Consider the following 12,621-nt stretch of genomic DNA (forward strand, 5'->3'; position numbering starts at 1 on the left):
CGCGCATGGATGCCGTCGCCAGCCCACCGCGGCCGCCGCTCTACATCAGGATGAACGAGCGCGACAACGTCGCGATCGTCGCCAACGACGGCGGCCTGCCGGCCGGCACGGTGTTCGCCGACGGACTCAGGCTGGTCGAGAAGGTGCCGCAAGGCCACAAGGTGGCACTGGTGGACCTGGCAGCCGGCGAGGCGGTGCGGCGCTACGACGTCGTGATCGGGCGCGCGGCGCGCGCCATCCCGGCCGGCAGCTGGGTGCACGAGCGGCTGCTGGAGATGCCCGAGGCGCGCTCGCTCGACGGCCTGCCGATCGCGACGGTGAGGCCGCCTTCGCTGCCGCCGCTCGAGGGCTACAGCTTCGAGGGCTACCGCAACGCCGACGGCTCGGTCGGCACCCGCAACATCCTGGCCATCACCACCACCGTGCAGTGCGTCGCCGGCGTCGTCGACTTCGCGGTCCGGCGCATCAAGGCCGAGCTGCTGCCGCGCTTCCCCAACGTCGACGACGTCATCGGGCTCGAGCACAGCTACGGCTGCGGCGTGGCGATCGACGCGCCGGACGCGATCGTGCCGATCCGCACGCTGCGCAACATCACGCTGAACCCGAACTTCGGCAACGAGGTCATGGTCGTCAGCCTGGGCTGCGAAAAGCTGCAGCCCGAGCGGCTGCTGCCGCCCGGCAGCTTCACGATCGTCGACGAACGCAACGTCGCCGACGTCGGCGAGAGTGCAGACGCCAAGCTCGACGTGGTCTGCCTGCAGGACGAGGCGCATGTGGGCTTCATGTCGATGATCGACTCGATCATGGCGACCGCCGAGGAGCACCTGGAGCGGCTCGATGCGCGCCGGCGCCAGACCGTGCCGGCCAGCGAGCTGGTGGTCGGCGTGCAGTGCGGCGGCAGCGACGCGTTCTCGGGCGTCACCGCGAACCCCGCGGTCGGCTTCTGCACCGACCTGCTGGTGCGCGCGGGTGCGACCGTGATGTTCTCCGAGGTGACCGAGGTGCGCGACGGCATCGACCAGCTGACCTCGCGCGCGGTCGACGCCGAGGTCGCCGCGGCGATGATCCGCGAGATGGCCTGGTACGACGACTACCTCAAGCGCGGCAGCGTCGACCGCAGCGCCAACACGACGCCGGGCAACAAGAAGGGCGGGCTGTCGAACATCGTCGAGAAGGCGATGGGCTCGATCGTCAAGTCAGGCAGCGCGCCGATCTCCGGGGTGCTGGCGCCGGGCGAGAAGCTCAGGCAGCGCGGCCTGATCTACGCCGCCACGCCGGCCAGCGACTTCATCTGCGGCACGCTGCAGCTCGCCGCCGGCATGAACCTGCATGTGTTCACCACCGGCCGCGGCACGCCCTATGGCCTGGCGCAGGTGCCGGTGATCAAGGTCGCCACGCGCAGCGACCTGGCGCGGCGCTGGCACGACCTGATGGACCTCAACGCCGGCCGCATCGCCGACGGCGAGGCGACGATCGAGGAGCTTGGCTGGGAGCTGTTCCGGCTGATGCTCGAGGTCGCCAGCGGCCGCAGGACCTGGGCCGAGCAGTGGAAGCTGCACAACGCCCTGGTGCTGTTCAACCCGGCGCCGGTGACCTGAGGATCAGCGCCGGTCGCGGCCGGCGCCCGCCCCTCAACGGACCATGCACGGGCGCTTCGGGTCGAAGCGCCAGTTCGGGATCAGGTGCTGCATCGCGACCGCGTCGTCGCGCGCGCCCAGGCCATTCTCGAGGTAGAGCCGGTGCGCCTTCTCGACCTCGACCATGTCGAGCTCGACGCCGAGGCCGGGCTTCTTGGGCACCTGCACATGGCCGCCCTCGATCAGCAGCGGCTCCTTCGTCAGGCGCTGCCCGTCCTGCCAGATCCAGTGGGTGTCGATCGCGGTGACGCGGCCGGGCGCGGCGGCGCCGACGTGGGTGAACATCGCCAGCGAAACATCGAAGTGGTTGTTCGAGTGCGAGCCCCAGGTCAGGCCCCAGTCGCGGCAGGTCTGGGCCACGCGCACCGAGCCGGCCATGGTCCAGAAGTGGGGGTCGGCGAGCGGGATGTCGACCGACTGCAGCGACAGCGCATGCGTCAGCTGGCGCCAGTCGGTGGCGATCATGTTCGTCGCGGTCGGCAGGCCGGTGGCGCGGCGGAACTCGGCCATCACCTCGCGGCCGGAGAAGCCCTCTTCGGCGCCGCAGGGGTCCTCGGCATAGGCGACCACGCCGTGCAGGTCGCGCATCAGGCGGATTGCATCCTTCAGCAGCCAGCCGCCGTTGGGGTCGAGCGTGACGCGCGCCTGCGGAAAACGTTCGTGCAGCGCCCGAACCGCCTCGACCTCGGCCTCGCCGGCCAGCACGCCGCCCTTGAGCTTGAAGTCGTTGAAGCCGTAGCGCGCACGCGCCGCCTCGGCCAGCCGCACCACCGCCTGCGGCGTCATCGCCGGCTCGTGACGCAGGCGTTGCCAGTCGTCGGCATCGGACGCTTCGTCGGCCGGCGTGGCGTAGGGCAGGCCGGTCTTGCCGCGCTCGCCGACGAAGAACAGGTAGCCGAGCATCTCGACCGAGTCGCGCTGCTGGCCCTCGCCGAGCAGCGCCGCGACCGGCAGTTCCAGATGCTGGCCGAGCAGGTCGAGCAGCGCCGACTCGACGGCGGTGACGACGTGGATCGTCGTGCGCAGGTCGAAGGTCTGCAGCCCGCGCCCGCCGGCGTCGCGGTCAGCAAAGCGCTCGCGCACCTGGCGCAGCACGCGCTGCACGTCGCCCACCGGCTGGCCGACGACGAGGCCGCGCGCGTCCTCCAGCGTCTGGCGGATCTTCTCGCCGCCCGGCACCTCGCCGACGCCGCGGTGGCCCGCGCTGTCGTCGAGGATCACGAGGTTGCGGGTGAAAAAGGGGCCGTGGGCGCCGCTGAGGTTCATCAGCATCGAGTCGCGGCCGGCGACGGGGATCACCTGCATCGCGGTGACAACGGGCGTGGAATGCAGCGCCATGGTGCGGCTCCTACTACGAGCGTGAGACTTCTCAGTCGGCGGTGATCTTGCGGGTCTCGATCACGTTCTTCCAGCGCGCGTACTCGGCCTGCTGGAAGGCGGCGAACTGCTCCGGCGTGTTGGCCACCACCTCGATGCCGATCTCGGCAAACTTCTGCTTGATCGCCGGGTCGTTGAGCGCGGCGACCAGCGCGCCGTGCAGCTTGCTCTTGATGTCGGCCGGCAGCCCCTTGGGTGCCGCCACCGCCTGCCAGGAGTAGACGTCGACGCCCTTGACGCCGCTCTCCACCAGAGTGGGCACGTTGGGCAGCACCGCCGAGCGCTTGTCGCCGGTGACGGCGAGCGCGCGCAGCTTGCCGCTGGCGATGTGCTGCAGCACCGCGTTGACGTTCTGGAACGAGGCGTCGACCTGGCCGCCGAGCAGATCCTGGATCGCCGGCGCGCCGCCCTTGTAGGGAACGTGGGTGCCGCTGGTGCCGGTCTGCAGCCAGAACAGCTCGGCCGTCAGGTGGTCGGACGAACCGTTGCCGGAGGAGGCCAGCGTCATCTTGCCTGGGTCCTTTTTCGCGGCGGCGATCACGTCGGCCACGCTTTTCAGCGGCGAGGCCGCCGGCACCACCAGCACGTTGGGCGCCTGCACCGCGACCGTCAGCAACTCGAAGTCCTTCAGCGCGTCGTAGGGCATCGGCTTGATCAGGTGCGGCGCGATCACGAAGGGGCCGAGCGACGAGACCATCAGCGTGTAGCCGTCGGGCGCAGCGCGCTTGACCTGGCCCGCGCCGATGGTGCCGGTGGCGCCGGCCTTGTTGTCGACGATGAAGCTCTGGCCGAGCTTCTCCTGCAGCTTGGGTGCGAGCACGCGCGCCAGCGAGTCGGTCGATCCGCCCGGCGGGAAGGGCACGACGATCGTCACCGGCTTGTCCGGCCAGGTGTTGGCTTGGGCCCGGGCCGGCGAAACGGCCAGCGTGGCCAGCGTCAGGCACAGGATGGTCAGCAGCTTGTTCATCAGGGGCGTCTCCTCTTGTTCGATGGGGAGCAGCGCGACGATGGTAGCGCTACCTAAACAATGGTAGCGCTACCTTTCTGGAAGGCAAACACGCGTTGATCAGTGAAAACCCTGATCAGCTGCTGGCGCGCTGGATGACCTGGAAGCCCAGGTCGAGCACCTTCTGCTCGACCGGCCGGCCCTCGGCGCGATCGACGATGCAGCGCGCGGCGCGCTGGCCGATCGCGGTGCCGTCGATGCGCACCGTGCTCAGCGCCGGGTGGGTGTCGCCGGCGAAGGCCAGGTCGCCGAAGCCGACCACCGCGAGACGCCCGGGCACCTCGATGCCGCGCGCCGCGGCCTCGGTCAGCACGCCCAGCGCGAGCAGGTCGGAGCTGCAGAACACCGCGTCGGTGGCGGGCGCCAATTGGAGCAGGCGCGCCAGTCCGGCGCGTCCGCTGCCGAGCGTGGTCGGCGCCGGCACCAGGTGCACCGGCAGTTCGGCGGGCTCGGCGATCAGCCCGAGCCGCAGCGCCTCGTCGACGAAGCCGCGGTTGCGGCGCAGCGCGCGCTCGTCGTCGCCGCTCAGCAGCGCCAAGCGGCGCCGGCCGCGCGCGTGCAGGTGCTGCACCACGGCGGCCGCGGCCTGCGTGTGCGAGAAGCCGACCAGCATGTCGATCGGCGTCGGCGTCAGGTCCCAGGTCTCGACCACCGGGATGCCGCTGGCCAGCAGCCGGCGCCGGCCCTCGGCCGAATGCATGATGCCGGTCAACACGATGCCGTCGGGCCGGCGGCCGATGATGGCTTCGAGCAGCGCGTCCTCGCGCGAGTCGGCGTAGCCGCTCTGGCCCAGCATCAGCTGGTAGCCGGCATCGGCCAGCGCCGAAGTGAGCGACTGCACCATTTCCATGAACACCGGCCCGGCGATGGTCGGCACCACCGCCGCGACCAGCCGGCTGCGGGCCGAGGCCAGGCCGCCGGCCAGCCGGTTCGGCACATAGCCGGTGCGTGCGACCGCCTCGTGCACCCGCGCCAGCGTCTCGGGCGAGACCTGGGCCGGCGTGTTGAGTGCGCGCGAGGCGGTGATCGGCGAGACGCCGGCCAGCCGCGCCACGTCGCCGAGCGTGATGCCGCCGCTGCCGCGGCGCTGGCGACGGGTCGAGGGCGGCGCGCTGTCCATGCGATCAGTTTAGCGTGGCGATGACACCGCTACCATCGACGCCTCATGCCAGCGGCGCCAGCAGGCCCTGCAGATCCTCGGCGCTGAACTTGATGGCGGCCGCACCGTCGACGCCCAGCACGCCCTCGGCCAGCGCCGCCTTGCGCGCCTGCAGCGCGAGCATCTTTTCCTCGATGCTGCCCTCGACCACCAGCTTGTAGACGAACACCGGCTGGTCCTGGCCGATGCGGTGCGCGCGGTCGGTGGCCTGCTGCTCGACCGCCGGGTTCCACCAGGGGTCGATATGGATCACGGTGTCGGCCGCGGTCAGGTTCAGACCGACGCCGCCGGCCTTGAGGCTGAGCAGCAGCAGCGGCATCTCCTGCGCCTGAAAGCGTTTGACCACCTCGCCGCGCTCGCGCACCGGCGTGTCGCCGGTCAGCACAAGGTGCGGTAGCTCGAGCGCCGTCAGCTCGGCCTGCACCAGCGCCAGCATCTCGGTGAACTGCGAGAACACCAGCACCCGCCGGCCCTCGGCCACCAGCTCGGGCAGCATCTCGCGCAGCAGTTCGATCTTGGCGCGCTCCATGGTCGGCGAGGTCTTCGTGCCCTTCAGCAGATGCGGGTCGCAGCAGACCTGGCGCAGCTTCAGCAGCGCATCGAGGATGGCGATCTGCGCACCATCGAAGCTCTGGCGCGCGAGCACGCGCCGCACCTTCTCGTCGGCCGCGACGCGCACGCTCTCGTAGAGCGCGCGCTGCTCGCCCTGCAGTTGCACGCGGCGTATCACCTCGGTCTTGGGCGGCAGCTCGGTCGCCACGTCCTGCTTGCGCCGGCGCAGGATGAAGGGCCGCACCCGCTGTGCCAGCAGTTGCGCGCGCAGCGTCTCGCCGTCGGTCTCGATCGGCTTGCGCCACTGGCGCGCAAAGCTTCTCGCGTCGCCGAGGAAGCCCGGCATCAGCAGGTCGAAGTGCGCCCACAGCTCGCCGAGGTGGTTTTCGAGCGGGGTGCCGGTGACGCACAGCCGGTGTCGCGCCTCGAGCCGGCGCAGCGCACCGGCCGCACGGCTGCCAGCGTTCTTGACCAGTTGCGCCTCGTCGAGGATCAGCAGGTGCCAGGGCTGCTTGCGCAGCGCGTTGATGTCGCGCCACAGCAGCGGGTAGGTCGTGAAGACCACGTCGTGGCCGGCCATCTTCTCGAAGTCACGCGCGCGCGCCACGCCGTGCAGCGTGAGCACGCGCAGTGCGGGCGCGATGCGCGCCGCCTCGGCCTGCCAGTTGGCGATCAGCGAGGTCGGCAGCACCACCAGCGCAGGCCGATCCAGGCGCCCGGCCTGCTGCTCGACCAGCAGATGGGCCAGCACCTGCGCGGTCTTGCCCAGGCCCATGTCGTCGGCCAGGATGCCGGCCAGATGGTGCTCGCGCAGGTACTGCAGCCAGGCCAGGCCCTGCAACTGATAGGGCCGCAGTGTCAGGCCGAGGCCGGCCGGTGCCGCCACCGGTGGCGGGCTGCCGGCGGCGCGCAGGCGCGCGGCCAGCGTCGCGAGGCCGGCATCGCCCTGCAGCTGCCAGGCGCCATGCACGCCGGCTCGTTTGGCCTGCGTCTCGGCCAGTCCCTCGCGCAGCGCCTCGATGCGATGCGCCTCCCAGGTCGAGAGCTGCAGCGGCCCCTGCAGGTTCACGCCACGCTTTGGATCGGTCAGCAGGTCGACCATCGCACCGACGATGGCCTTGAGCGGCGCCGCGCGCGCCTCGATGCGCCTGCCGCCCGGTGCGCGCAGCAGGATCAGCGCCTCGTCGTCGATCGCGGCGATCTCGTGCGCCTTGAGCCAGCGCGCGTCGCGCTTGAGCAGGTCGGCCAGCAGCGGCGCCAAGTCGAGCGTCTCGCCCTCGACCTCGATGCCCAGGCTCAGCAGCCACGAACCACCTTCACGGCTGGTTTGCTTCAGGGCCGCCAGCTCCTGGGCGCGCGGACCGAGCGGCTCGGCGAGTTCGCGGCCCTGTTCGGCGCCGGTGGCGGGATCGATCACCAGCTGCCAGCGATCGACCGCCACGCTCAGGTGCGCAAAGCCCGGCTGCACCACGACCTGCCAGCCGGCGGCCTGCAGGCGCGGCACCTGCTCGGCCCAGAAGTCGCCAAAGTGCGATTCCTCGGGCAGCGACCACAGATCCTCGAAGCCGAGCGCGGCACCGGGCGTGCGCCACTGCAGCGCCTGCGGCGGCAGCGGGCGCAGGTCCGAGCCCCAGAGCGCGTCGCGCGCGTCGGCCTCGGCGCCGGCGTCGCGCTGCAGCAGCTCGCGCTGGTCCCAGGCGCCGCGCAGCAGCTCGGTCTGCGGCGCGCGGGTGCCCAGCAGCTTGTTCGGCGCCGGCGTCTCCCAGCGCATCTCGCTGGCGGTGACGTAGGTCCAGGCGATGCGCGCCACCGTGAGCTGCGCGCCGCGTGGGCCGAAGCCGGGGGCGGCGCGCATGCCGAGCAGGCCGTCGCCTCGGGTCAATGTCTGCAGGCTGATGCGCGGGCGAAAGTGGCCGGGGACCGGAGCGAGGGACATCGGTCGATTCTCGCGGCGGCGCGAGGGGTGGACATTTGCCCCGATGCGCTCAAGATGCGGCGCTCGCACCGAGGATCGCGTCGATGGCCACCAAGCCCCAACGGGTCGGCATCCTTGCCCTGGTGCTCGCGCTCGTGCTGGTTCCGACGCCGAGCGTGGCGATCGCGCCGGTGGTGCTGGTGCTGGTCAAGCAGATCGCCCAGCAGGCGGCGACCTCGATGGTCAAGGACATGCTGCTGTCGAGCCTGAGCGGCATGGGCTGCAAGGGCATTGCGCTGTCCAACGCGATCGCGGCCTTCGACGTGCGCGCCGGCGCTGGCGGCATGGGCGGAGTGCTGGGCGCGCTCGGCGGCGGCCTGCCCAAGCTGCCCACGGGCCTGCCAGGCCTGCCCGGCCTGCCGGGCACGTCGCCGGGTCTGCCAGGAATGGGCGGGATGCCGGGCCTGCCCGCCGGCCTCGGCGCGCTGCCCAACATGCCGGCCGGCGCCGGGCTGGTGCTGGGCGGCCTGCCGTCCCTGCCGGGCGGTGTTCCACCCGAGATGGCGGCCAAGCTCGCCGCGATGGTGCCCGGTGGCGGCGCTGGCATGCCGGCAGGCATGACGCTCGATCCGGAACAGATGGCGATGATGGCGCGCATGCAGCAGGCCATGAGCCAGCCGCTCTCTCCGCCCGAGACGCTGGCCACGATCGACGAACTGTTCGAGCTGGGCTTCCTGCCCAAATCGATGCAGGCCGAACTCAAGGAATGCATGGTGCTGGTGCCCGCCGCGATCCCCGCGCTCGGCATGGGCATGGGCATGCTCAGGCCGGTGATCCCGCAGCTGCGCCAGGCACGCGAGGAACTGCACGCGCTCTCGCCGGCCGAGCAGGACGAGGTGGCCGCGATGCTGGCGCAGGAACTCAGGGAACTGCCCGCCGACCAGCGCGCGGCGCTGATGGAGACCATCGAGTCCGGCTTCTTCCCGCCGGCCGTCGGCGCCGGCGTGAAGGCGCGGGTCGGGGCGAACTAGGGCCTGTTAACGCTACCGGAGGGCTCGCGTGACCCAGGAAACAAAGGCCATCAAGGCGCAAAGCGCAGCCGGGGTCGGCCCCCGGCGAGCTTTGCAACGCCGAGGGCCGCAGTTTCCTGGGATCACCCTTCGGGCCCGGGCCGCGCAGGCCGCAGGGCGGCGTTGCTCGGTCGTTGCGTGCACGAGCACGCGGCCTCCCTCGCGCCTACCCCTGCGGCCAGCGCGGCCCGGGCGCGAGCCCTCCGGTAGCGTTAACAGGCACTAGACGCGCGCGCAAGTTCGGCGTCTGCGGCTGCAGCGAAAATGCAGCCAATGAAAGCACCCAAGCGATTGCAGACGTTGATCGAAGAAGGCCTGATCGACAGCGTGGTGCGCCAGCTGATGAGCGGCAAGGAGGCCAAGGTCTACGTCGTGCGCTGCGGCGACGACGCCCGCTGCGCCAAGGTCTACAAGGACGCGACCGAACGCAGCTTTCGGCAGGCGGTGGACTACACCGAGAACCGCAAGGTCAAGAACACGCGCCAGGCCCGCGCGATGGCCAAGGGCACCCGCTATGGCCGCGAGGCGCAGGAGGCGGCCTGGCAGAGCGCCGAGGTCGACGCGCTCTACCGCCTGGCCGCCGCCGGCGTGCGCGTGCCCCGGCCCTACAACTTTCTGGACGGCGTGCTGCTGATGGAACTGGTGGCCGACGCCCATGGCGACGCCGCGCCGCGCCTCAACGACGTGCAGTTCACGCCCGAAGAAGCCCGCGTCCACCACGCCACGCTGCTGGTCGAGGTGGTGCGCATGCTGTGCGCCGGCGTCGTGCACGGCGACCTGTCGGAGTTCAACATCCTGCTCGCGGCCGACGGCCCGGTGATCATCGACCTGCCGCAGGCGGTCGACGCCGCCGGCAACAACCACGCCCAGCGCATGTTGCTGCGCGACGTGGCCAACCTGCGCGGCTTCTTCGGCCGCTTTGCGCCCGAGTTGCTGCTCACCGAGTACGGCCCCGAGATCTGGGACCTCTATGAGCGCGGCCTGCTGCAACCCGAGGTGGCGCTCAGCGGCCGCTTCGAAGCCAAGCGGGGCACGGTCGACGTGGGCGACGTGCTGCGCGTGATCGACGATGCGCGCGCCGAAGAAGCGGCGCGGCTGATGCGCTTGGCGCAGCCGAGCTGAGGCTGGCTCGCGCCCTCAGGCGCGCGTTGGATCCGTCGCGTGGCGGCGGGCCGCCCAGAAGGTGGTGCCTTCGCTGCCGTAGCGCTCGGCATGCGGCGCTTCGCGCTCGATCTCGAAGCGGTCGCCCGGCCGCAGATGCCGCGTGTGCTCGCCCTCCGTGAGCCACATCTCGCCGGCCACCACCAGCGCCTTGACGGCGAAGGGGTGGGTGTGGGTCGGCAACTCGGTGAGCGGCTTCCAGTCGCGCACCAGCACCTCGTCGTAGCCCTCGGCGCGAGCGGCGGCGGCGAAGTCCTCGAAGCTGCCTGGTTGGGCGGTAGTCATGGCGGCCTCCGTGAGTGGGAGCGTGACAGCGGCAAGGCTAGCGCAGAAGCGCAGGCCATGCTGCCGTTGCCGCTACTTCCGCGCCAGCCCGCGGGCCGGCGACGGCCGCCGCTGCGCCGCGCCCCAGGCCTCCAGGAAGGCCAGCGTCACCTCCGCCTCGTTGGCTTCGGCCAGGCCGCTGGCGAACAGCGCGCCCACGTCGGCATCGAAGCCTTCGCCGCCGGCCAGGTCGCTCAGCGAGCGAAAGGCGATGTAGGGCACGCCGTTGGCATGCGCCACATGGGCCAGTGCGGCGGTTTCCATCTCGAAGCTCTGGGCCTGCAGCACCTCGTGCAGGTAGGCGCGGTACTGCGGGTTGGCCAGGAACACCGTGGCCGAGACCCCGCGCCCGCCGACCAGCAGCCGTGGCTGCTGCTTCACGCACAGCGCCTCGTCGAGCGTGCCGTCGGCACGCCGCGCCCTGGGGCCGCAACGCTCGAGCCTGGGTGCCAGCGTGCGCGCCACCGCCAGCATCCGCGCATCGACCGGGTAGTCGAACATGAAGCCGCCGGCCGGCGCGTTGGCGTTGTTGAGCACGTAGTTCTGGCGCATGAAGAGGCCGGTCTCGACCGGCTCGCCGCTGGGCGCGCGCAGCACGAAGGGCGGCAGCGGCTGCCCATCGGCGCCGGTGGCGAGTTTCAGGCCGAGGCAGCCCAGGTCGCGCGGCGATCCGCAGGGCGCGGGCAGCGTGGAGTTCGCGTTCCAGAACACCTCCATCGGCATCGCCCAGCGGTCCGGCACCGTCACGTCGCCCACATGGTTGGCCGGGTTCACGCCGCCGGCGATGCCGCTCATCACCAGGCGCTCGATGCGGAAGTGGTCGAGCAACTGCTGCGTCACCATCGTCGCGTTGACCATGCTGACGCCGCTGAGCACGATCACCACCCGGTTGCCGCGCAGCGTGCCGGTGGTGAAACGCTTGCCGTTGATCGTGTGCGTGCGCGGGTTGCGCGTCTGCTCGACCAGGATGTCGGCCTCGGCGCCGAAGGCCGAGACGATGCCGATGCGGGGCGTGCAGTCGGTGAGGCAGCGGGGGGACGCGTTCGCGGACTGCGAGGCAAGCGCGAGGAGAAGGGCCGTGGCGGCGAGGGGCTTGTGCAGTGCGCGCATTCGGTCGCCTCGTGTGGACGGAGGTCTCAGCTCAACCGACGTGGCCGGCCGGGGAACTGCTAGCCATCGCTTCTTCCCAGAACGTATGCCGCAGCTCCGACTGCCAGACACACGAGCGCGACCACGTCAGCCGTGACCACCCGCCCCAGCGCTGCGTTGTAGCCGCCGGACGACCAGGCCAGCCACAGGAACGACGCGACGCTCAGGAATCCACCGATCAGCGCCAACGGCTGAAGCGATGGCACAAAGGCAGCCAACAGGAAGAACGCACCGAGCAGGCCGAACAGCACCGCTCGATGTCGCATCAGGATGGCCAGGTTCGGATCGTCGAAGCGCAGCCCGTAAAGCGCGGCCAGACGTTCGGCGCCAAGCACACCCGAAAGCGGCAGGAGGTGAATCACGGCTACCGCGATGAGCATTGCAGTGACGAGGTATCTCATCGGGACCTTCCGGATCGCTGGCTTGGCATTATTGGCGACGGTGCCGCCGCAGACGCCGGTGAGCGCCGCCTCGGCAAGTCGCGGCCCTGGCGACAATGCACCACCGCCTCACCGGAGCCTGCCATGACGATCGAAGTTGTACGCGACCGGTCGCAGAAGATGAAGCACAGCGTGCATGTGCGACAGCACGCGCTCGCCGTCGACGAGCCGGCCGGCAACGGCGGCGAGGACCTGGGCGTGACGCCGCACGAGCTGTACGACAGCGCGCTCGGCGCCTGCAAGGCCTTGACCACGCTCTGGTACGCGCGACGCAAGCAGATCCCGGTCGAGGACATCCGCGTGACGGTCGAACGCGACGACAGCGAGGAGCGCAGCGGCACCTACCGGTTGCGCGTGATGCTCGAGCTCGGCGGTGCGCTGAGCGAGGCGCAGCGCCAGGAGCTGCTGAACGTGGCCGCCAAGTGCCCGGTCCACAAGCTGATGACGCAGGTGAAGACCGAGGTCGTCACCGAGCTGACGCCGCCAGCGGAGTAGGCCGCGATGCAATCAACTTGGCAGCCTGGCGAACCGCCACCTGCGCCGAGTTCATGACGCTGACGACGTCGAGCACGATCACCACCCGGTTGCCAAGCAGCGTGCCGTAGTGAAGCGTTTGCCGTTGATCGTTTGGACGAAAGTCTCAGATCGACCCTGAAGAGAGATCCACTGTCCTGATCTTGCCGCCCCAGAGCTGCCGGTCCAACCCACACAAAGGCAGCCGATTGACGTCTCGACGCACGGCCTGAGACCGTGCGGAACCACCATTTTCCGGAGACCTTCGCGCAAGCCACTGGCCGGTAGCCCCAGCGGGCGCCGGATGGCGCCCCGCAC

The 12,621-nt window shown here is 70.7% G+C and carries 11 protein-coding genes; 4 read left to right on the forward strand and 7 right to left on the reverse strand.

Annotated features, from left to right (window positions below; all coding sequences use genetic code 11):
• Nucleotides 1-5 precede the first annotated feature (5 nt).
• Nucleotides 6-1,598: a galactarate dehydratase gene (gene garD, locus EV670_RS08910; RefSeq protein WP_130431482.1), complete on the forward strand. Its 1,593-nt coding sequence runs from the start codon at nucleotides 6-8 to the stop codon at nucleotides 1,596-1,598.
• A gap of 33 nt (nucleotides 1,599-1,631) precedes the next feature.
• Here garD and gudD read toward each other — a convergent pair whose 3' ends face one another.
• The 4 genes from gudD to EV670_RS08930 all read right to left on the reverse strand — a co-directional run bounded on the left by gudD (nucleotide 1,632) and on the right by EV670_RS08930 (nucleotide 7,667).
• Nucleotides 1,632-2,975, reverse strand: a complete 1,344-nt coding sequence (gudD, locus tag EV670_RS08915) for a glucarate dehydratase (RefSeq protein WP_130431483.1) — start codon at nucleotides 2,973-2,975, stop codon at nucleotides 1,632-1,634.
• A gap of 31 nt (nucleotides 2,976-3,006) precedes the next feature.
• Complete coding sequence (locus tag EV670_RS08920; protein ID WP_130431484.1) at nucleotides 3,007-3,981, reverse strand: Bug family tripartite tricarboxylate transporter substrate binding protein; 975 nt, start codon at nucleotides 3,979-3,981, stop codon at nucleotides 3,007-3,009.
• Nucleotides 3,982-4,096: 115 nt separating this feature from the next.
• Nucleotides 4,097-5,140, reverse strand: a complete 1,044-nt coding sequence (locus tag EV670_RS08925) for a LacI family DNA-binding transcriptional regulator (RefSeq protein WP_130431485.1) — start codon at nucleotides 5,138-5,140, stop codon at nucleotides 4,097-4,099.
• A gap of 43 nt (nucleotides 5,141-5,183) precedes the next feature.
• Nucleotides 5,184-7,667, reverse strand: coding sequence for a DEAD/DEAH box helicase (locus EV670_RS08930; RefSeq protein WP_130431486.1), 2,484 nt, complete (start codon nucleotides 7,665-7,667; stop codon nucleotides 5,184-5,186).
• Nucleotides 7,668-7,750: 83 nt separating this feature from the next.
• On the opposite strand from EV670_RS08930, the gene EV670_RS18745 reads away from it, so the two are divergent.
• Entirely contained in the window at nucleotides 7,751-8,677 is a 927-nt protein-coding gene (locus EV670_RS18745; RefSeq protein WP_207225050.1) for a hypothetical protein, read from the forward strand.
• A gap of 312 nt (nucleotides 8,678-8,989) precedes the next feature.
• Nucleotides 8,990-9,838, forward strand: a complete 849-nt coding sequence (locus EV670_RS08940) for a PA4780 family RIO1-like protein kinase (protein WP_130431487.1) — start codon at nucleotides 8,990-8,992, stop codon at nucleotides 9,836-9,838.
• Nucleotides 9,839-9,853: 15 nt separating this feature from the next.
• Here the strand turns inward: EV670_RS08940 and EV670_RS08945 are convergent, their stop codons facing one another.
• The 3 genes from EV670_RS08945 to EV670_RS08955 all read right to left on the reverse strand — a co-directional run bounded on the left by EV670_RS08945 (nucleotide 9,854) and on the right by EV670_RS08955 (nucleotide 11,751).
• Nucleotides 9,854-10,162, reverse strand: coding sequence for a cupin domain-containing protein (locus EV670_RS08945; RefSeq protein ID WP_130431488.1), 309 nt, complete (start codon nucleotides 10,160-10,162; stop codon nucleotides 9,854-9,856).
• 72 nt (nucleotides 10,163-10,234) lie between these two features.
• Entirely contained in the window at nucleotides 10,235-11,311 is a 1,077-nt protein-coding gene (locus EV670_RS08950) for a 5'-methylthioadenosine/S-adenosylhomocysteine nucleosidase (RefSeq protein WP_130431489.1), read from the reverse strand.
• Nucleotides 11,312-11,370: 59 nt separating this feature from the next.
• Nucleotides 11,371-11,751: a phosphopantetheine adenylyltransferase gene (locus EV670_RS08955; RefSeq protein ID WP_130431490.1), complete on the reverse strand. Its 381-nt coding sequence runs from the start codon at nucleotides 11,749-11,751 to the stop codon at nucleotides 11,371-11,373.
• 123 nt (nucleotides 11,752-11,874) lie between these two features.
• On the opposite strand from EV670_RS08955, the gene EV670_RS08960 reads away from it, so the two are divergent.
• Entirely contained in the window at nucleotides 11,875-12,285 is a 411-nt protein-coding gene (locus tag EV670_RS08960; RefSeq protein ID WP_130431491.1) for an OsmC family protein, read from the forward strand.
• Nucleotides 12,286-12,621: the final 336 nt, after the last annotated feature.

The organism is Rivibacter subsaxonicus, from assembly GCF_004217215.1.
Taxonomy (GTDB): Bacteria; Pseudomonadota; Gammaproteobacteria; order Burkholderiales; family Burkholderiaceae_C; genus Rivibacter; species Rivibacter subsaxonicus.

Bases quoted from the DNA above. Each gene is read 5' to 3' on its own strand.
- garD (WP_130431482.1), top strand. From the start codon at position 6: ATGGATGCCGTCGCCAGCCCACCGCGGCCGCCGCTCTACATCAGGATG.
- gudD (WP_130431483.1), bottom strand. From the start codon at position 2,975: ATGGCGCTGCATTCCACGCCCGTTGTCACCGCGATGCAGGTGATCCCC.
- EV670_RS08920 (WP_130431484.1), bottom strand. From the start codon at position 3,981: ATGAACAAGCTGCTGACCATCCTGTGCCTGACGCTGGCCACGCTGGCC.
- EV670_RS08925 (WP_130431485.1), bottom strand. From the start codon at position 5,140: ATGGACAGCGCGCCGCCCTCGACCCGTCGCCAGCGCCGCGGCAGCGGC.
- EV670_RS08930 (WP_130431486.1), bottom strand. From the start codon at position 7,667: ATGTCCCTCGCTCCGGTCCCCGGCCACTTTCGCCCGCGCATCAGCCTG.
- EV670_RS18745 (WP_207225050.1), top strand. From the start codon at position 7,751: ATGGCCACCAAGCCCCAACGGGTCGGCATCCTTGCCCTGGTGCTCGCG.
- EV670_RS08940 (WP_130431487.1), top strand. From the start codon at position 8,990: ATGAAAGCACCCAAGCGATTGCAGACGTTGATCGAAGAAGGCCTGATC.
- EV670_RS08945 (WP_130431488.1), bottom strand. From the start codon at position 10,162: ATGACTACCGCCCAACCAGGCAGCTTCGAGGACTTCGCCGCCGCCGCT.
- EV670_RS08950 (WP_130431489.1), bottom strand. From the start codon at position 11,311: ATGCGCGCACTGCACAAGCCCCTCGCCGCCACGGCCCTTCTCCTCGCG.
- EV670_RS08955 (WP_130431490.1), bottom strand. From the start codon at position 11,751: ATGAGATACCTCGTCACTGCAATGCTCATCGCGGTAGCCGTGATTCAC.
- EV670_RS08960 (WP_130431491.1), top strand. From the start codon at position 11,875: ATGACGATCGAAGTTGTACGCGACCGGTCGCAGAAGATGAAGCACAGC.